The sequence below is a fragment of the Nocardia sp. NPDC051756 genome (genome assembly GCF_040681495.1).
Lineage (GTDB): Bacteria > Actinomycetota > Actinomycetes > Mycobacteriales > Mycobacteriaceae > Nocardia.
Map to the genome: position 1 here is coordinate 389,735 of NZ_JBFAYV010000008.1, position 17,711 is coordinate 407,445.

Consider the following 17,711-nt stretch of genomic DNA (forward strand, 5'->3'; position numbering starts at 1 on the left):
GTCGAAGAAAGGCTCGAACAATGGGACTAACCATCCGGCTAGATGAACGCGTCACCCTCGGTCAGGTGGCCGAGGCCGCCTGCGATAGAAGACCGATAGATCTGGACGAACAATCCTGGCGCCGAGTCGCCGACTCCCGCGCCCTGCTGGACAAATTCGTCTCCGATGGCCGCATCATCTATGGCGTGACCACCAGCGTCGGCGGTTTCGCCGACCGCTTCGTGCCCGCCGAGGACGCACAGCAACTGCAGGAGAACCTCATCAGGGCGGTCGCCACGAACGTCGGCGCCTACCTCGACGAGGACACCACTCGCGCCATCATGATCGCCCGGGTCGTGTCTCTGTCGCTGGGCAACTCAGCGATTCAGCCCGAGAATCTGCAGATCTATCTGGCCATGATCAACGCCGACATCTTGCCGTGTATCCCGGAGAAGGGATCGCTGGGCACCAGCGGCGATCTCGGTCCGCTGGCCTACATCGCGATGGTCAGCATCGGGCAGTGGAAGGCTCGCTACCGAGGTGAGCTCCTCGACGGCGGCGAAGCGCTGCGCCGGGCCGGGATCAGCCCGGCCCGACTCAGTTACAAAGAGGGCCTGGCGATGATCAACGGCACCGCCGGCATGGTCGGGATCGCGCTGTTGACCTATCAGTCGGCTCGGCGGTTGATCGAGCTCTATCATGTGGTCTCCGCATTGTCGATCGAGGGTTTGGCGGGCATCGTCGATCCCTTCCACCCACAGGTGCATTCGGTCAAACCTCATCGGGGACAGGCGCGCGCCGCCGATCTCATCTACCGCGGTCTGCGCGACTCCGGCCTGGCTCGTGCAGAACGCGACATCGAGGCCATCCTCGCTGCCCGACGCGACGACGATTCGACCAACGGCGCAAGCGCTGACAAGATGGCGATCGAAGACGCCTACTCCATTCGCTGCACGCCGCAGATCCTCGGGCCCGTGATAGACAGCCTGGACTGGATCGGAACAACCATCGAAAATGAGCTGAATTCCACCAGCGACAACCCGATCGTGCTGCCCGATGTCGGCGAGGCTTTCCACAACGGGCACTTCCACGGCCAATACATCGCCATGGCAATGGACCATCTGAGCATTGCCCTGACCACGGTCACGAATCTGGCGAACCGTCGCGTGGATCGGTTCCTCGACCAGTCCAACAGCAACGGCCTGCCGCCGTTTCTGTGCCGGGAGAATCCCGGCCTTCGGCTCGGCCTTATGGGTGGGCAGTTCATGACCGCCTCGGTGACCGCCGAGACGCGCGCCCTCACCGTGCCGATCTCGATCCAATCGCTGACCACGACCGCCGACTTCCAGGACATCGTGTCCTTCGGCTTCGTCGGCGCGCGGCGCGCTCGAGAGATTCTGCGCAACACCGCCTACGTCATCGCGTTCGAGCTGCTGTGTGCCTGTCAGGCCGCCGATATCCGGGGCGCCGACGGGCTGAGCTCATGGACCAGGCCGCTCTACGAGCGCGTGCGCCGAATCGTCCCCTATCTCGACCGTGACATCACCCTCACCGATCATCTCGAGGCCATCACCGATTTCCTGCTCAGCAGTGAGGCAGGCGATTTCGCCGGTCTGGCCGACGACGAAGAGGAGTATCCGAATGACCTCGTCGACCAACATGTCTGACCCCCAACCACTGCTCGATCTGCTCGATCTGATCGAGCAGTGGCGCAGCGCCGAGCTGGCCGGTGATACGGCCGCACTCGGCGACCTGCTGGCCGAGGAGTTCGTGGGTATCGGCCCTATGGGCTGGTTGCGGACCAGAGGCCAATGGCTCGACAAGTATCGCAGTGGCACCGTGCGCAACGATGCTTTCGACTTGTCCGACATCGTGGTTCACCCGATCGGCTCGGCCGTGCTGGTGGTTGCCCACCAGTCCCAGCGTGGCGTCAACGGCGCCGCGGACACCACCGGTGAATTCCGGTTCTCACTGACAGTGACAGACGGCCAGATCCGGTCCATTCACGTAACCCGAATCACCTTACCTTCGTAGGGGTTTCGCGATCACGCAGCGCGAATCGCTGGACCTTCCCGCCCGGCGTCTTCGGTAGCGACTCGACCAACTCGAACACGTGCGGAACCTGCTCCGCCCGTAGCCGTTCGGCGCACCACCGGCGCAGCTCGGCGATCAGTTCGGCTCGTTCGCTGTCGGTCACCGGGCGGGCGGGTACCGCGTATGCCTTGATTCTGTTCGTCGGGCCCGCACTCGACGCGACTACCGCTACCTCGCTGACGTCGGGGTGGCCCATCAGGTCGGCCTCGATCACATGCGCCGAGACCCACAGCCCACCGATCTTCATCAGGTCATCGAGTCGACCCAGATACCAGTAGCGGCCATCCTCGACCCGTACACAGTCGCCGGTGCGAAACCAATTCCCGCAGAACGATTCCCGGGTGGCGTCCTGGTTCTTCCAGTAACCGTCGAAGGTACTGGGGCCGCGCACCCACAATTCGCCCGACAGCTCCGGAGCGCCCGGGTATGGCCGCAGTTCGAGTTCGTAGCCGGGTACTGGGCGACCCGCTGAACCGGCAACTACGTCGCCCGGCCGATTGCTGCAGTAGATATGCAGCATCTCCGTCGATCCGATGCCGTCGAGAATCTCCATTCCGAACTCGTCGCGCCACCGTTCCCAGACCAAGGCGGTCAACGGTTCGGCAGCAGAGACGCACAGCCGCAAGGACCCGAAGTCGCTCTCGCCGTTCACATGCCGAAGCACAGCGTGGTAGAGCGCGGGTACTGAGAACAATACCGTCGGACGAAACTTCTCAATGGTGCGCGCGATACCTTCAGGGCCTGGCTTGCCCCTTAGATAGACCATCGATGCGCCGTGCCACAGCGGGAACAGCAACCCACCGCCGAGGCCGTACGCGTGGAACAGCTTCGCGGTGGAGAAGAACACATCGTCGACCCGCACGCCGAGCACCTTGTCCGCGTAGCCCTCGCAGCTACCCGCTACGTCACGATGAAGGTGTACCACGGCCTTGGGTCGGCCGGTAGAACCCGAACTGTAGAGCCAGAAGGCGACGTCTTCGCCATCGATGTCGATCGGCGTGATCTGTGTCCCGAGACCGTCGGGCGGTGCAGCCACCAGCTCTTCGCCGGTGAGGATTTCGCAGTCTGCGGACACGTCGCGGCGATCGGTCACCCAGGCGCGAGCGCGACTGTGCTCGAGCGCGTACTCCGCCAGGCCGGCCCACGGGTTAAGCAGTACCGGAACTGCTCCGATCCGAATCGCACCCAGAAACGTCGCCACCAACTCGACCGAATCGTCCAGCTCCACCAGAATACGGTCCTCGCGCCGCAGCCCCAGCGCCTGCAGTCGCCACGCCGCTATCCGGATCAGCCGCATCAATTGGATGTAGCTGACCGGCCCGTCATCGGTCCAGATAGCGGGACGATCGCCCGCCCCCTGGGCCACAACCCGATCGACGATGGTGACCAATGGTGCTGCGTTGCCTGAGATCGCATTCACTCCACCAGTACCCGACACCGGGTTCGAGAGGTCTTCGAAACTCGATCGAGGTCACACCAGATGTAGCAAACGCGCTGTTGCGATGAGGTGGGTCCGGGTCGGAGCATCCAACAGCTCCCGCACTCGGGTGACATCCCGGCGAATGGTCTTGACGCTCACATTCAGTCGCGCGGCGAGTTCCTCGTCTGTGCTTCCGTCGGTCATGCCACGAAGAACTCGTAAGCGGCGAGATGCCGGGCGCGTCCACGCTGTCGCCGACACGGCGCTCTCGCAGTCGGTGCGCACCACCACACCCTCGAGATCATGATGCAGCACGCCCAGGCGACCGTCGTCGATCGCTATGCCTCGTACGTCCGAGGTAGGGTGCACAACCATAGGCACCTGCTGTTCGCGCAACCACCGCTGCAGTTCAGCGTTCTCCCGCGCGGAGACGTACAGGCGGCACCACACACTGGCGACCGGAAACCCTTTCAGCTGAGCGTATTCGACGATCGTTCGCACCGCCTGACTGGAACCCAGCAGGGGCCGGGCGTGGAATACCGTCACGTTGCGCTCGGCCATGGTCACCGCCGCTTCGGTCAAAAGTGTGAAGCTGTCCACGCTCACAGCGAGGTGCTGAGTAACCGACTGCAGCACTGCGTGCTGGATCACGTGCGTAACCGGCTCCGCGCCAAGCAGACTGGGCAACCGGACATCGGAAACGTCATCCCTCAAACCCAGTAGCACCAGCCGTCCGAGCGCGAGCAGAGGGCTCGTTGGCCGAACCGTGCCGACCGTATCGCGAGAGTCGTCGATCAAACGGTGAAAACGCAAGAACGCCAACGCTTTTTCGACATCCTCCGCTCGGTGGTCGACCGACATAGGAATCGTGGTCGTCGGCACCCTGCGCTCGTCACGGATATACCGATACACGTCTCCGACCACCGGGCTGGCGAAGGTCATTGCGGCGTCCATACCGAGGGGAGCTTAACGGCGGGCGACGACTTTGACCACAAGTAGACATTTTGTTGCCATAAAGTTGCAAAGATGTCGCACTGCTTCCGTTCAGAAGCGTTCGCCGTGTCTCCAAGTGGCCGTGACTGCGGCGTTGGCTTGCGGGGGCGGCACCAATCCGGCCAGTCTGGATGCCACTGGAGGGGATTCCGAATCAGCGCCGATTGCAGGGGTTTCCAGATCATTTCTGGAGGTTATGGTGAAGCTGCTCGAGGGAGGGTTGGCGGTCGAGCCTGTAGGACTCGCCGTTCGGCTGTTAGGTCCGGTCCGACTTGGGGTGGGAAAAGTTGACGCGACACTCTCCCCCAAGGTTCGCCAAGTATTAGCCGTGCTGGCCATGAGGCCAGGTTCGGTGGTCACCCACGAAACGCTGATCGCGGAACTGTGGGCCGAAAACCCGCCGCGCAGCGCCACGACCACCATGCAGACCTACATCTATCAACTGAGGCAGGCAATCGACAACCTCGAAGGCGACCAGCGTGGCGGAGAGGTACTGCGGACCGAATCGCAGGGCTACGTACTAAGTGCCCAGGTCGTCGATATCGACCTCGACCATTTTCGCGCCCTGGCCGATAAGGCCAGGGCGCACCTGTACGAGTCACCAGACATCACCGTCTCACTCACCCGGCGCGCGCTGAGCCTGGTACACGGCGATCCCCTGATGGACGTCAATCCGGGACAGGTCCTCCACGGCGGTGCGGTCCGGGTCGGAGAGGAGATCATGGCCGCGCAGCAACTCGCCATCGAGGCGCAAATGCGGCTGTCCCGGTACAGCGAGGTCATCGTCGAGCTACATGAACTGTGTACGAGATACCCACTGCGCGAATGGTTTTCCTATCGACTCATGGATGCTCTGGCCAGGGCCGGTCGACGCGTCGAAGCGCTCGAGCTGTATGCCGAATTGAGCCGTCGTTTGCGCGACGAGCTCGGCATCGACCCGTCGCAGTCATTTCAGCGCCTGCACATGCAGATCCTCAGCGGCGCTGACGATCCCGACTACCCGTCGCCGGGACCAACCGCCCAGGGGGCGTGAATGACTTGCGGAGCTTCGCCGCGCAGAACCAATTCCACCAATTCCTGGCGTTGAGCGCGGACACGTGCGCCGTTGACGTAACCCTTGTCGGTGATTTCACCTGAGCCCAGGTCCGGTGGCGTAGTTGCCACCACGACCCGAGCGACCCGCTGGGAACTTCCCGCGCCGATCGCCACCGTGGCTAGAATACCGGAGAGCTTCGATCGTATGACATCACTTGGCGGACAATCTGGTTCGAGCCAGATAATCGCTGACACCGAGTCCGTGTCCTGACCGCACAAAACGACATGACGAATCACTCCCGCCCCGGCCTCGAGCAGGCGCGAGCGCACCACCGCTGCATTGACAAACGTTCCGGAGGACAATTTGAAGTCCTCGGCGAGCCGGCCATCGAAACTCAATCCCCCGCTTGGGTTTCCAGCTTCGACCAGAGTCGCGGCGTCCCCGGTGCGTAGCCAGCCCTGGTCATCGACAGCCGACCGCTCGCCGTCGATGGTCAGATAACGCGTGGCGACATTAGGACCACGCACCCAGAGCTCGGCCTTGCCGATACCGTCACCAGATTTGCGCAAGGCCACTTCAACGCCAGGAAGCGGGACGCCGATATTTCTCGGGTTGTCGGACTCGAAGTGAGCCGAGGTACATGCGGGACTGGTCTCGGTCAGTCCCCAGGATGATGTGAGAACGGTAGGCGAATCGAAGCTCTTGACCAACGTCAGGAGCCGGTGCCACACGCTTTGCTCCATCGCCGCAGCGGCACAACACGCCATCCGGGCAGAGGAGAAGAACACACGGGCCGCTGAAGGCTCCCGCTCCAAACGCTCAATCAAACGTGAATATCCCAAGGGCACATTGAAATACACATTCGGCCGAGCCATGTTCAGGTTGGCAACTGTCCGATCGATGCGGTCCGGCGTGCCGTCGTCGAGCCAATAGGTACCGCCGTTGGTCAAGACGAGGTTCAGATTGTGGTTCCCGCCGAAGGTATGGCTCCACGGTAGCCAATCGAGCAGAACGGGCGGCTCATGGGCGATGAATGGCCAGATCTGGCGCAGCTGTTGCTGATTGGCCGCCAACATCGAATGGGTATTGACAACTCCTTTCGGCATGCCGGTGGAACCGGATGTGAACATGATCTTCGCCACCGTCCCACCGTGCACCCGTTGCCGTGCCTCATCCACCGCGATAGTCGCTGGTGTCGTAAACGCTGAGAGCGCCGTCATCCCGTCGACCGTGTCCGCGCTCAGGTTGATTCGGGCAGCCAGCGCGCGCACCGCAGGGAGAAATTCCGCTGACTCGGCGAAGACCACCTCGGGCTGCACCATCGACACCATTGCCTGGAGTCGATGCGGTGAGGATGCTTTCAGCGAGTAGGCCGGGCTGATGGGCACCACTGGCAAACCTACCGATTGAGCCGCCAAGCTGAGAACGAGATGACTGAGGCTCGGCCCGGACAACATGATCACCGAACCCGCAACACCCTCGTCCAGGAGTCGCTGTGCGACCTCATCAACCATCCGACCGATCTCGAACCATGTGTAGCACCGCCACGACAAACCCACTGGCACTTGGAGAAGCGCCCGGTCCGGGTGGTTGCGACAGCCATCGACGAAACTGTGCACAATGGTGTCCAGATGATTGTCCAGTGGATCAGCTGACCGGAGGATCTGGAGGTCGCCGCTGCTAGCCGTGATGGAACCGATGGACGGCGCCGCAAATAGCGCTCGAGCTTTCACACAACGACAATCACACCTGGGTTTCGAAGACGATTCGAAAGCCGGTCGAGACCAAAGAGTCGCGGAGTTCGATGCCGGCAGCGCGGGAAATCAATCCCGATCGCGGCCAGCAGGCAAGGCGATCGCACTGACCGCAACCGCGACCATGATCGCCGCAATCGCGTAGAAGGCTCGGTTGTAAGCCTCGACCAGAACCGTCGCCACGGCACCGTGCGGCGTTGCGAAAGTGACGAGCGCAGCCAAGCCGAGCGCACCGCCGACCTGTTTCGTCGTGTTCATCAAGCCTGACGCCGCGCCCGCGTCTTCGGTGGCGACACCGGAGGTGACCGCGGTGGTTATCGGAGTATTGAGCAGACCACTACCGATACTGAATATGACTGCGGGACCGAGAATCCCGACGAGGTAGCTACTGTCTGGGCTGAGTTGTGCCTGCCACCAGAATCCGGCAGCGGCCAGCAGCGAGCCCACTGCGATCAGAACTCGTCCGTCTACCCGGCGCATCAGCCACGGCGTTGCGCGTACGCCGATCAGAATCGCCACGACCGTGTGCGGGAGAAACGCCAGGCCCGTCTGCAACGGGCTGTAGCCGAGCACGTTCTGCATCGACAACGTGAGGAAGAACCACATCGGGTTCAGACATGCCCCGGCCAGCAGCATCGTCACATTACCCATCGCCACCGACCGAATCGCGAACAGTCGCAGCGGAATCAGCGGTAACGCCGCCCATCGTGCCTCGACCACTACGAACGCGCCCAGCAGAATCAGGCCCACTACGACACTTGCGATCGTCGTCGGTGCTGACCAGCCGGAGTTGGCGGCCTCGGCGATGCCGAATGCAAGCACCCCCAGTCCCCCTGTAGCCAGCACCGCTCCCAAGATGTCCAGTGGTGGACGTGCCGTATTCGGGCGATCGATAGCGATATAGCGGAGGGTCAGCAACACCGCTGCGGTCCCGATCGGAACGTTGATCAGCAGTGTCGACCGCCACGACAGATACTCCGTGAGCACTCCCCCGACGAGGTTGCCCGCTGTCCCGCCCGCGATGCCGACCGCAGTCCAGGTCGCCAGCGCTCGGGTCCGAGCCGGGCCTTGCGGGAACGTGGCGGTGAGAATGGTCAACGTCGCGGGTGCCAGCACCGCCGCTCCCAACCCCTGCACCGCCCGAGCTGCCACCAGCAGAAGCGGTGAATTAGCCAGTCCACCAGCCAAACTCGCGCCCGTGAACAACACCAATCCCCACACGAACACCCGCCGACGCCCGTAGAGGTCCGCCAGCCGACCACCGAGCAACAGAAATCCCGCGAAGGTGAGGGCGTACGCGTTGACCACCCACTGCTGACCGGCCTCGTCGAATCCCAGCGCATCTCGAATCGAGGGCAGCGCAACGTTCACCACCGAGATATCGAGCACCACCATGAACTGGGCAGCACACGCTACCGCCAGCACGATTCCCGATGCACCGCTGCGCTTTTCGACCGAACTACCATTCCGGACGTCGTGCTGTGCCATAGCGACCTCCCCAGTGATACACATGTATAGTATACGTTTGTATCATAGTTTAGTGTGCAAGACGAGCGGAAGGAGCGACCGTGCCTAGAACCCCCGATCACGCAGCCAGACGCGCACAGATCGCCGACGCTCTCGTCCAAGTAGCGAGCCGCGAAGGACTGCACGCAGTCACCATGCGGTCAGTAGCCGCAGCAGCAAACGTCTCACTCCGCTTGGTGCAGTACTACTTTCAGAACAAGGAACAGCTCCTGATCGGAGCACTGCAACACCTCGAACAGCAAAGCCACCACCGCTGGGCGCAACGCCTGACGGAATTGCCCGCACCCTCGCCACGCGCGATCGTGGAAGCATTCCTGTTCGAAGCGCTACCCACTGACGAGCCAAGTCGCGTCTTCCATCTACTCGGCACCTCCTACGCGATTCTCGCCATGACCGATCCCCGACTGGCCGAACAACCCTTCATCAGCGGTGTCGACCGACTCGAGGAGCGGCTCGCCGGCGCCCTGGCACACGCCGACGCCGAAGGTGAATTGGCACCTGGCATCGACGTCGCCATCGAAGCAACCCGCTTGGTCACCGTGACCAACGGCCTCGGCACCAGCGTCATGGTCGGCCAGCGCACCGAAGAACAAGCCATCGCGGTATTGCACTACCACCTGGACCAGGTGTTCAACACCCAGCGCGCAACGGCAGCTCGGGCCGCAGCCAAACCGACAAGGAATAGTGCATGAGTCCCGCGGCACCGGACAACTACTTCATGCGCGTCGGCGAAAACCGATACAAGCCAACCGCCTACACCGGCGGAGCCTGGAGCCCCGATGAGCAACACTTCAGTCCCCTCGGCGGCCTCATTGTCCACGCGATCGACCGTTACCTGGCCGCGCAGGCCAGCACCGACAAAGTCCTCAGCCGAATCAGCTTCGACATCCTGGGTCGCCTGGCCGTCGACGAATGCGAGATCCGAGTCGAGACCATGCGCCGCGGACGAACCATCGAACTGATCGAGGCCACCGTAGTCATCGCCGGTCAAGCAGCCGTCCGTGCCCGAGCGTGGCTACTCGGAACCTTCGACACGGCCGCTGTGGCAGGCGACTTTTCCTGCCAACTACCTCCACCCGAGACCCTCGACTCGTGGCCGCTCACCGATATCTGGGCAGGCGGCTATATCGCATCCCTGGATATGCGGCCGGTCGCTCCGCCGAAACCTGGACAAACCACCGCGTGGATAACCACACGACTCGACCTCATAGCGGGAGAAACCAGCAGCCCGCTGGCGTCCTACATCGCACTAATCGACACCGCCAATGGCATCGCAGTACGACAATCACCAGCCACCTGGATGTTCCCCAACGTAGACCTCACCATCCACTTCTACCGACAGCCCACAGGACGCTGGGTCGGCCTGGATACCACCGTCACCTTCGGCCCCGCCGGCCAAGGGCTCACCAGCACCACCCTGCACGACGTTGGCGGACCAATCGGACAGGCACAACAAATCCTCACCGTCCGCTCACAGCCGATCGCTGGAGCGCGACGAGATTAATATCCGCGCTGACGTGGCGGGCGATTCGGGCTGATCGCTGTACATAAGGTATTCACGCCAACGCTATGGCAGACGCTTGAACGACTCCTGCACTGCTGTCGGTGGTCCCACAACAACAACGGTGGCGAACGACATGCGGCGCGCCTGCAGCATTCCGGCGCCGCCCACCTCCGGGTATATTTCATCAACACGATGAACACCTGTGCTGTTGATGAGTGTCCTAACGAAGCTGCGTTCAAGTCGAGAACTCGGCCAGCCTGGTGCGACCAGCACATCACCGCGATTCTGTTGCAGGGCGGGCTTGCCCCGCTCGAACCCTTCACCAAGCGTGATGCCTACCGCCTGACGCGCTGCACGACCTGTGGCTGCGACGCGCACTACAAGTTCGACTACATCCTCGACAAGAACGCGATCAATGAACCCGTGTGCCGTGCTTGCTTCTGGCGGCAATGGGCAGCCGGTGTTCGGCGGCGCTCACACCGCGCGGCAGTACCAGTGGACTTGGAAGCGGTGCGCCAGCACGCCGAACTGAACGGGCTTGAATACCTTGGCCCACTTACTAACCCATCACTGGAGGACGACCCGCACCGGACACGGTGCAAGAGTTGCGGCAAGATCAGAGCCGAACGGACGGGCGACATGGGCTGGGGCTGCAGTAGCTGCCACCGCAACCCCAAACGCCAAACACCCGTCAACGAAGCCGCCCCGAAGACACCGAACCTCCTGCGCAACTCCGACAACAAGGCAGTCTCGTGGTGGGACCACGACGCCAACCCCGAATCACTCTGGCAGACAGCCAAACTCCGATCACCGAAACAAGCCCGATGGCGGTGTCCGGTGTGCGGCACGCGATTCACCGCCGTCATCCGGGAAATGACAGACCACACATGGCACAGGTCGTGTCCGTCATGCAAGGCCGAATGGGAGCGCGAGCACGCACTTCGTCAGGCGGAACTCAGCACCAAAACCGTCGCGGACATCCCCCAACTGGCAGCCCAGTGGAACGACCCGACGCCACCTGACCAAGTGCCGGTTCTGGAGTTCGGGCTGTTCAAGTTCCGGTGTCCCAACGGGCACCAGCCTCGCAGCCGCCCGGAGCGGTGGTTGGAGCAGGGATGTCCGTCCTGCCGCGCGAACGCTACCCGCAAGGCGAACGCCGCTGCTGCAACGACGGACCCAACCTCATCACGGCTGAGTCCGGAGATCAGCTCTCAGTGGCACCCAACCCGCAACGGTCGTTGGCAATTGGCTGAGGTCTCCCCGGAGTCGCGTCGCCTTGCGTGGTGGAAGGACCCCGTGTGCGGTCACGAATGGGAAGCAACCCCACGTGAACGCGACAAGTACGCCCGCCTCCGATGCCCAGAATGCGGGACGGTGCTCGACTCCCTGGCCTTCCACTACCCCGAGCTGGCCGCCCAATGGGCACCAGAAAACAACGCAACCCCGTGGCATATCCGCCCCACCGGGACGATGCTCGGAGAACAACCAGTTTGGGTGTGCCCCAACGATCCTGCACACCGCTGGCAATCGTCACCAACATCGCGGGTCACCGGCTCGACGTGCCCCGAGTGCCAACAAAGCGGCAAGTCGATCGTCGAACTCGCCCACCTGACCGAAGCACGACACATCTTCGGCAACGCAGCCTCTGGCAAGCGCATCAGCTCCGACATGTTCACGCGCCGCGGAGCATGGACTATCGATATTCTTGTCGACTTACCAGCGGGCGGACAGCTGGCCATCGAGTACGACGGTGCGTACTGGCATGCCGACAAGGGCGAGCTGGATGCCGACAAGAGCCGAGACCTACTTGCCACTGGTCTGACTGTGGTTCGGCTGCGCGAGGCACCACTACCGCCTCTCGGCATCGACGATCCTTCCTACCACGAGATCACCGTATATTCGCTCGCCCCTGACCCAGTGGGTGTGATCAAGCTGGTGAAGTCAATCGTATGTCGGTAAGGGTCGGTTACCGGAGGTCAACTCCTCGCTAGCGAAAAGCTCCTAGTCAGCCAAGTACCGCACGTCCTGGAGCATTGTGTTCTGCCCCATGGCCAGATCCCTGACACATCCCGACGCATCGTCGTTCCCTGGAACGTGGGTGACGAGAATACTTTTCACTTCTCCGACGATGCGCAGATTCTGTGCGGCACAAGTCCTCAAATCCACCACCTGGGCGTCAGGATCGGCGATGTCAGCACTGCTGCCAGCAATGACCGGGCACTGCTCATCCCGGTGCACCATTCGAAGGAGAAATGATTCGAGCCCCGAAGAACCCGAGGTCGATGAGCCGTGCGCGCAAGTCGGAGAACGCGTGGTCCGCCAACTGCTCCGGTGAGGCACGGAGCATATCGGTGGCCTTCGCTGCGATATGTTGACGCTCCCACTGGTCGGTGTTGTCAAGCAGTTGAATGAAGACACGACAACTTACCTCAGTCGCCTGTGCACGAACGAGCCTGTCAGCAACGGACATCGGATAGTTGATTCGTCCGCCAGTTGCTTCCAGAGTACGAGCAGTCAGCTGTAACCATTGGTCGTCGTCAATATTGTTAACGAAAGACCAGCGACCGAGTCTGGCGAGTGCTATCTGCACTGTGGTCGTGTCACCGCCTAAAAGTCGAGTCCAGAACTTGACAGCGGCGGCGAGTTTGAGCGAGTCCGGTTCAGCGCCTTGAACGAGATAGGCGATATCTTCGGCCGTATCGGCGAGCACGTCCGGTACATTTTTCAGCCGGCGAAGCAGCGTATCGAGATCGTAGCCCGACACCTCATGAACAGTAGCGATGGCAATGATTCGCGCCACATTGTCTGCGTGGCGTCTTGCTGCTTCGAACAGATCATCTGCGCAGTGGCGATACAGCCAAGGAGTGGGATGAGCCCACTTCAAGGTGAGATCAAACGTTTGCTTACCGAAGGGATCCCGCCTGAAGAACGATTGCAAGCATGCTTCGAGCCACTCACCAGCGATGTTCTCCAGGAACGCACGCGAGGATGCCAGGATGGCACGGAATTCCAGTCCGGCGCCATCGGGGAGCCCTAAGAGATTATTCAGTGCTTGTGTGAATTCAATCCGAACACTGCCAGTATTGCGGTGCTCCCAGCCAGCTAGAGCCAGCATTGTTTGCAGGCCCTGGCCCCACGAAGAGTTGATCGCACGCTCTAACGGCGACGAACCGACCTTGCCGCCTTCGGGAGCACTATGGATCAATCTTTCGCAGACGTCCCACATCTCGTTTACCCTTGCTGAAATATCACCTTCGTGATTCGCTAATCCTCTGACTAGGTCGAGAAGCACCTTTTGGAGCTCTTGCGTGTCTTTACCATCATTGAATCCATACGGCTGATCTGCATCCTCAAATATCTCTAACATGCGGGCGACGACGGCATCAATTACCTGGGGTGCATTGGGGCCAATGTCAGCGGCACCGGCTGTCAGTCCGCGCACGTAGTGTTCGACGTATTGGTTCGTCCCCAGAGCGGACATGATGGCCTGCGGGGTAGCGCTCCACTGCCCCGGATCTGCCGCCACTGCCTCTTCCAGCGCACGTGCAAGAGGAAAGGAGTCACCCCAGCCATGGTTGCTGGGTTCACCGAGGTTCCAAGATGCCACCATAGCGGCAACTTCCAAAGGGGGGCGCCCAGAGAGATCATCGATGCCGTAAGGAGACTCGACAACCTGGAACTCGATGGCGAAATTTCGATCGGCGATGAGAGGTTGCGTTGTTGGTTGATCGTTCCAGAGTTCAGAGGTCCGAGTGATGGCGTCAGCCCAGGCAGTCAGGACACTGTCGGGGAGAAGCGCCGCCCAGCGCCACATTCGACGCCAGTCGGCAGGAATGTCGTCTTCATCGACTGGTGACGGCGAGGGCGTCCCGCAGGCTTCGACCCATGGCCGGAGATCCTCCGCGGAGGGCTCGCGAGCCATGATGCTGGCCACGAGGGCGAGGTCCTCTGCTGTCGTAAGTGCATGCGTGATCCGCTGGGCGATGTGGGCGATTCCATCGGAGATAGGTTGAGTGTCGGCATGCGCCAAGACTTGGCCACGTAGGCGGTCGCCGACCTCGCCCGACAACTTCCGCACCCAGTTCCATTGCTCCCTGAACGGCACATCGCTCTTTTGCGCTGCGGATATCAGACGTGAAAGATGATGTGCGAACAGCAATAGTGGCTGCGGGTGATCATCAAGGTCCAGGCCGAGTGCCTGGACGCCGAGCCATACATGACCTGCCTTGTCGCCGCGAGCCAGTCGCCTGGTCTTGCCCGCTATCATCCGGGCCCGTTCAACGAGATTGTCGTCGGTAACGCCAGCAACGAGATGCACAAGAATCTCCGTGGCGTCGTATCGGGTTCCGCTCGAGAAGTCGCTGCAATGGTTAAGAACCGCGTCCGCCACCTGCCCGACCACGGGTTCGTACGGCTCCGCATCGCACGTCGCATGTACAACGAAAGACCGAATATTCGGTGAATCGCTGTGCAAGCGAGCGATCTCCGCCATAACCGGATAGCCTTCGGCACCCAACGACACAGCGACTCTCAGCACTTCGAATCGAGCGGCGGCCTGTACTTCGGATTCCATCGTCGCGATGTCGGTCATAATCAACTGCAGCAACTCCGCGACCTGGGCGGGGGCTGTCTGGCCGAGGCCGCCACGCAGCGCAGCGACCGGCCAAGCTGAACTCGTTGATGGAGCCTGGGCGATGCGAGCCGCGTGCAACGGCGTCAGCCAGGCGGGATCCTGCACCGCGCCGAAAAACAGCCTCAAATGGTGATCATTTGTGGCGATGCTCGCCAACGCCTCGACTTGGTCGGCTGACGACCAAGGCTGTGCGGCCAGCTCCAGAATCGCGTCCGCAACTTCGTCCGGCGGAATGAACATCCGACCGAACCAAGTAACAACTCGATCAAAGAGCTCGTTAACCTCCGCCAACGACAGCTCCTCGTGCACACCGTCATTGGCGATTCCACGCAGTTCTTGGTACTCCGCGATTAGATCAGCGGGACCTGAGCGCGGATCAATGCCTGCTCGGCTTCGCAGCTTGGCGAGCAGTTTCAGGGAGTAGCTTGTGGCGCGGGATTCTCCGGATGACACGCGACGGAGTATGGAATCTAGTGCCTCGCGAGCGGCCTCCTGGTCTGTCCCAGGCACAGCTGTCTGCGTCTCGTATACGCGCCAAGCTGTCAGCACTGCTGTCAGTCCACCTTCGGCTGGATCATGCCCCTCGACTACATGATTCAGCGCCTCGCGCACATTGTAGGCGGCACTCGCTGAAAGCCGGAGCCCAGATTCGTCCGTTTCAGCTTGTGTCAAGAATGCCTTGGCAGTTCGCAAGCAACTAAGTATCTTCACTGCCGGTGCGCCGAGTTCTGCTTGCAGCCGCTCCACCACCGACGGTGCCAGGTCGAGCACCACCTCACAATTAGGCATTCCTCTATTCCTCTCCCACAGCCTGAAGCTCCGGCCCGAATGCCCGAACGAGCCCAGCGCACTCGGCGCCAATCCATGGGTACAGCAGTGCCCATAGCTCGTTAGAGCCCCTCAGGACCGCCACTCCTCTCGTGCTGCAGGTGCGGCCTCTGTAGAGAGAATTCCTCCCGCGAATCACAGCCTCATGTTTCGCCAGAAGCTCTACTCGATCGAGGAGTGCGGCTGCCGCGGCGACAGCTTCGATGACATAACGCGATATCCGCCTACGCATCTCGATCAGCGTCGCGTAACCAGGCCAACGCAACAGATCGAGCTGCGGAGGCTGGATAGGTAGTGGCGAGAATCTGCGGGTCGGGTTTGGCCGGTATTTGGACGCCATGGCGGTCTACTTTCGTGACCTCACCCGCGTGAAGGCAAGGGTTCTATCGTACACCACATACGAGCGAGACCCGTTCGTCCTTACCTCAACGCCGACCTCGGTGTGCTGGCTTCGATGGATTGGCCACCGAAGGCCAAGAGACGATAGGTAGGACGATCGCGGGCCGACCCGTAGGGTCAGAGCTCAGTTGCTCCGGGTGGATTCACTGACATATGGCGATGGTATGACCGCAAAGTGTTGGGTGCCCACAGGTTTTTAGACTCGTCTGCCCGATCTGAAGAACTGGTGGCACACTCTATTTCGGCGACACTCGCCACCGCTTAGGCTTCGTCCACGTTGCTTCACAGAAACCCTCGACACACTTACCCTTGTGCGGGTCCTCGATAATTCGGAACATCCACGGTCCCTGGAATTCGTAACCATCCTTAACGGCGTTATCGGTCACGATCCCCACATCGAAGATCAGCCCCTTGAGCTCACACGGTCCAGTACCGAAACCACCGCGCCATTCAGGCCGTTCCAGATCAGGACGAAAGCCATGCTTGGTGATCATTCCGCGCTCTTCGAAGGTGACACGGATACCGTAAGGCGGTCGAACGTGACCTGGCCTGAAGGTGAATACCATTCGGCGAGCAGTGTATTCGTTGATTTCGTCCACAGGATCGAATCCGAGTTCCCACCAAATGTTTTCAGCGGAGAACCCGGTGCCATCTAGCGCGACCTCGAACATGTGCTCAAGGTCGAGGAGGAGCATGTCGAAACCTGCTGGGACAGCGTAGTTCTCCTCCTCTCCGCTGCGGCTGACAACGAACTCCTTCTTGACTGGATACGCGGTCAGCAAGACCCGCCCTGCGGGCGTCGGAGGTGCCACGGGTCGGCGATCAGTGCGACCACCATCCCTTGCAGGCTCGCCAAGTTTGGCGTGGGACCATCGCTCGTGGTCAGCCTTGAGCTGCCGGAGGTGTTCGACTGTGTAGGTGTTGGGCTGGTCGTCGACTTGTTTGTGGTGCACCTTGCACAGGAGGATGAGGTTTTCGTACTTGTCGAGATCCGAGCTGCTGATCAGCCCTGCCCTAGGCCCCCCTTTGGACCGTGCAACGATGTGCGCCTCATCCCCGACGACCGACTCGCGGTCACCCTGGTTCCCGTCCAGGATGAGAGTCGTCTTGCAGACCGCACAGGAGTTGTGGGCACGAGCCCACAGGATCTTTCGATCTCGATCTTCGATCGTCACACTCGAAGTGTCGCAAACCATTCAGCGACATCGCGACTATGTCTGATATTCGAACAACAGGCCGGGCCAAGAGCTTGGCATCACAAACATCGAAAGCCAGTACGCCCACTACAACTCACCAGCGCAGGACGCCGGCGACAGCGTGGTCCAATGCCTCGTCATCGTTCACGCACCCGGCGGTGCGGCTAACCGCACCCCGGACCGTGCGGTCGAGTGCCTCACCTCTGGAGGCAGCATTTGGCTCACACCGTCGGGCGCCGTGATCCCTTCTCCTAGATAGAGATCGGCGATCTGGCGCATCGACAGGCCGGGCAGGTAGGCAACGTCGTGTCTGGCCGGCCATCTCGGTTGCTGCCTCAGTTCTGTGGA

General features: G+C 61.4%; 12 protein-coding genes. 6 read left to right on the top strand and 6 right to left on the bottom strand.

What is annotated here, in order from left to right:
- The first annotated feature begins 20 nt into the window (after nt 1-20).
- Entirely contained in the window at nt 21-1,646 is a 1,626-nt protein-coding gene (locus AB0M22_RS34480; RefSeq protein ID WP_364735844.1) for a phenylalanine aminomutase (D-beta-phenylalanine forming), read from the top strand.
- Nucleotides 1,621-2,013, top strand: a complete 393-nt coding sequence (locus AB0M22_RS34485; RefSeq protein WP_364735846.1) for a nuclear transport factor 2 family protein — start codon at nt 1,621-1,623, stop codon at nt 2,011-2,013. Before AB0M22_RS34480 ends, AB0M22_RS34485 begins: the two co-directional genes overlap by 26 nt.
- Here the strand turns inward: AB0M22_RS34485 and AB0M22_RS34490 are convergent.
- Both AB0M22_RS34490 and AB0M22_RS34495 read right to left on the bottom strand, forming a co-directional pair.
- Complete coding sequence (locus AB0M22_RS34490; protein WP_364735848.1) at nt 1,997-3,493, bottom strand: benzoate-CoA ligase family protein; 1,497 nt, start codon at nt 3,491-3,493, stop codon at nt 1,997-1,999. The genes AB0M22_RS34485 and AB0M22_RS34490 overlap by 17 nt on opposite strands.
- A gap of 51 nt (nt 3,494-3,544) precedes the next feature.
- Entirely contained in the window at nt 3,545-4,435 is an 891-nt protein-coding gene (locus AB0M22_RS34495; RefSeq protein ID WP_364735850.1) for a helix-turn-helix transcriptional regulator, read from the bottom strand.
- Nucleotides 4,436-4,685: 250 nt separating this feature from the next.
- Between AB0M22_RS34495 and AB0M22_RS34500 the strand changes: the two genes are divergently transcribed.
- On the top strand, nt 4,686-5,519 hold the full coding sequence (locus AB0M22_RS34500; RefSeq protein ID WP_364735852.1) for an AfsR/SARP family transcriptional regulator: 834 nt from the start codon (nt 4,686-4,688) through the stop codon (nt 5,517-5,519).
- On the opposite strand, the gene AB0M22_RS34505 is transcribed toward AB0M22_RS34500, so the two are convergent.
- Both AB0M22_RS34505 and AB0M22_RS34510 read right to left on the bottom strand, forming a co-directional pair.
- Nucleotides 5,483-7,255, bottom strand: a complete 1,773-nt coding sequence (locus AB0M22_RS34505; RefSeq protein WP_364735855.1) for an AMP-binding protein — start codon at nt 7,253-7,255, stop codon at nt 5,483-5,485. The two genes, AB0M22_RS34500 and AB0M22_RS34505, sit on opposite strands and share 37 nt — an antisense overlap.
- 90 nt (nt 7,256-7,345) lie before the next feature.
- Nucleotides 7,346-8,764 carry an MFS transporter gene (locus tag AB0M22_RS34510; RefSeq protein ID WP_364735857.1) on the bottom strand — a complete coding sequence of 473 codons (1,419 nt, stop codon included), beginning with the start codon at nt 8,762-8,764 and terminating at the stop codon, nt 7,346-7,348.
- An 80-nt stretch (nt 8,765-8,844) separates the two neighbouring features.
- On the opposite strand from AB0M22_RS34510, the gene AB0M22_RS34515 reads away from it, so the two are divergent.
- The 3 genes from AB0M22_RS34515 (at nt 8,845) to AB0M22_RS34525 (ending at nt 12,266) form a co-directional block, all read left to right on the top strand.
- Nucleotides 8,845-9,495: a TetR/AcrR family transcriptional regulator gene (locus tag AB0M22_RS34515; protein WP_364735859.1), complete on the top strand. Its 651-nt coding sequence runs from the start codon at nt 8,845-8,847 to the stop codon at nt 9,493-9,495.
- A gap of 26 nt (nt 9,496-9,521) precedes the next feature.
- Nucleotides 9,522-10,307: a thioesterase family protein gene (locus AB0M22_RS34520; protein WP_364735861.1), complete on the top strand. Its 786-nt coding sequence runs from the start codon at nt 9,522-9,524 to the stop codon at nt 10,305-10,307.
- Between the two features lie 192 nt (nt 10,308-10,499).
- Nucleotides 10,500-12,266 (top strand): zinc-ribbon domain-containing protein, encoded by a 1,767-nt coding sequence (locus AB0M22_RS34525; protein ID WP_364735863.1) that lies wholly within the window; start codon nt 10,500-10,502, stop codon nt 12,264-12,266.
- Nucleotides 12,267-12,531: 265 nt separating this feature from the next.
- Here the strand turns inward: AB0M22_RS34525 and AB0M22_RS34530 are convergent, their stop codons facing one another.
- Both AB0M22_RS34530 and AB0M22_RS34535 read right to left on the bottom strand, forming a co-directional pair.
- A complete protein-coding gene (locus AB0M22_RS34530; RefSeq protein WP_364735868.1) occupies nt 12,532-15,714 on the bottom strand; it encodes a hypothetical protein in 3,183 nt (1,060 codons plus the stop codon).
- Between the two features lie 689 nt (nt 15,715-16,403).
- On the bottom strand, nt 16,404-17,342 hold the full coding sequence (locus tag AB0M22_RS34535) for an HNH endonuclease signature motif containing protein (protein ID WP_364735871.1): 939 nt from the start codon (nt 17,340-17,342) through the stop codon (nt 16,404-16,406).
- Between the last annotated feature and the right edge of the window lie 369 nt (nt 17,343-17,711).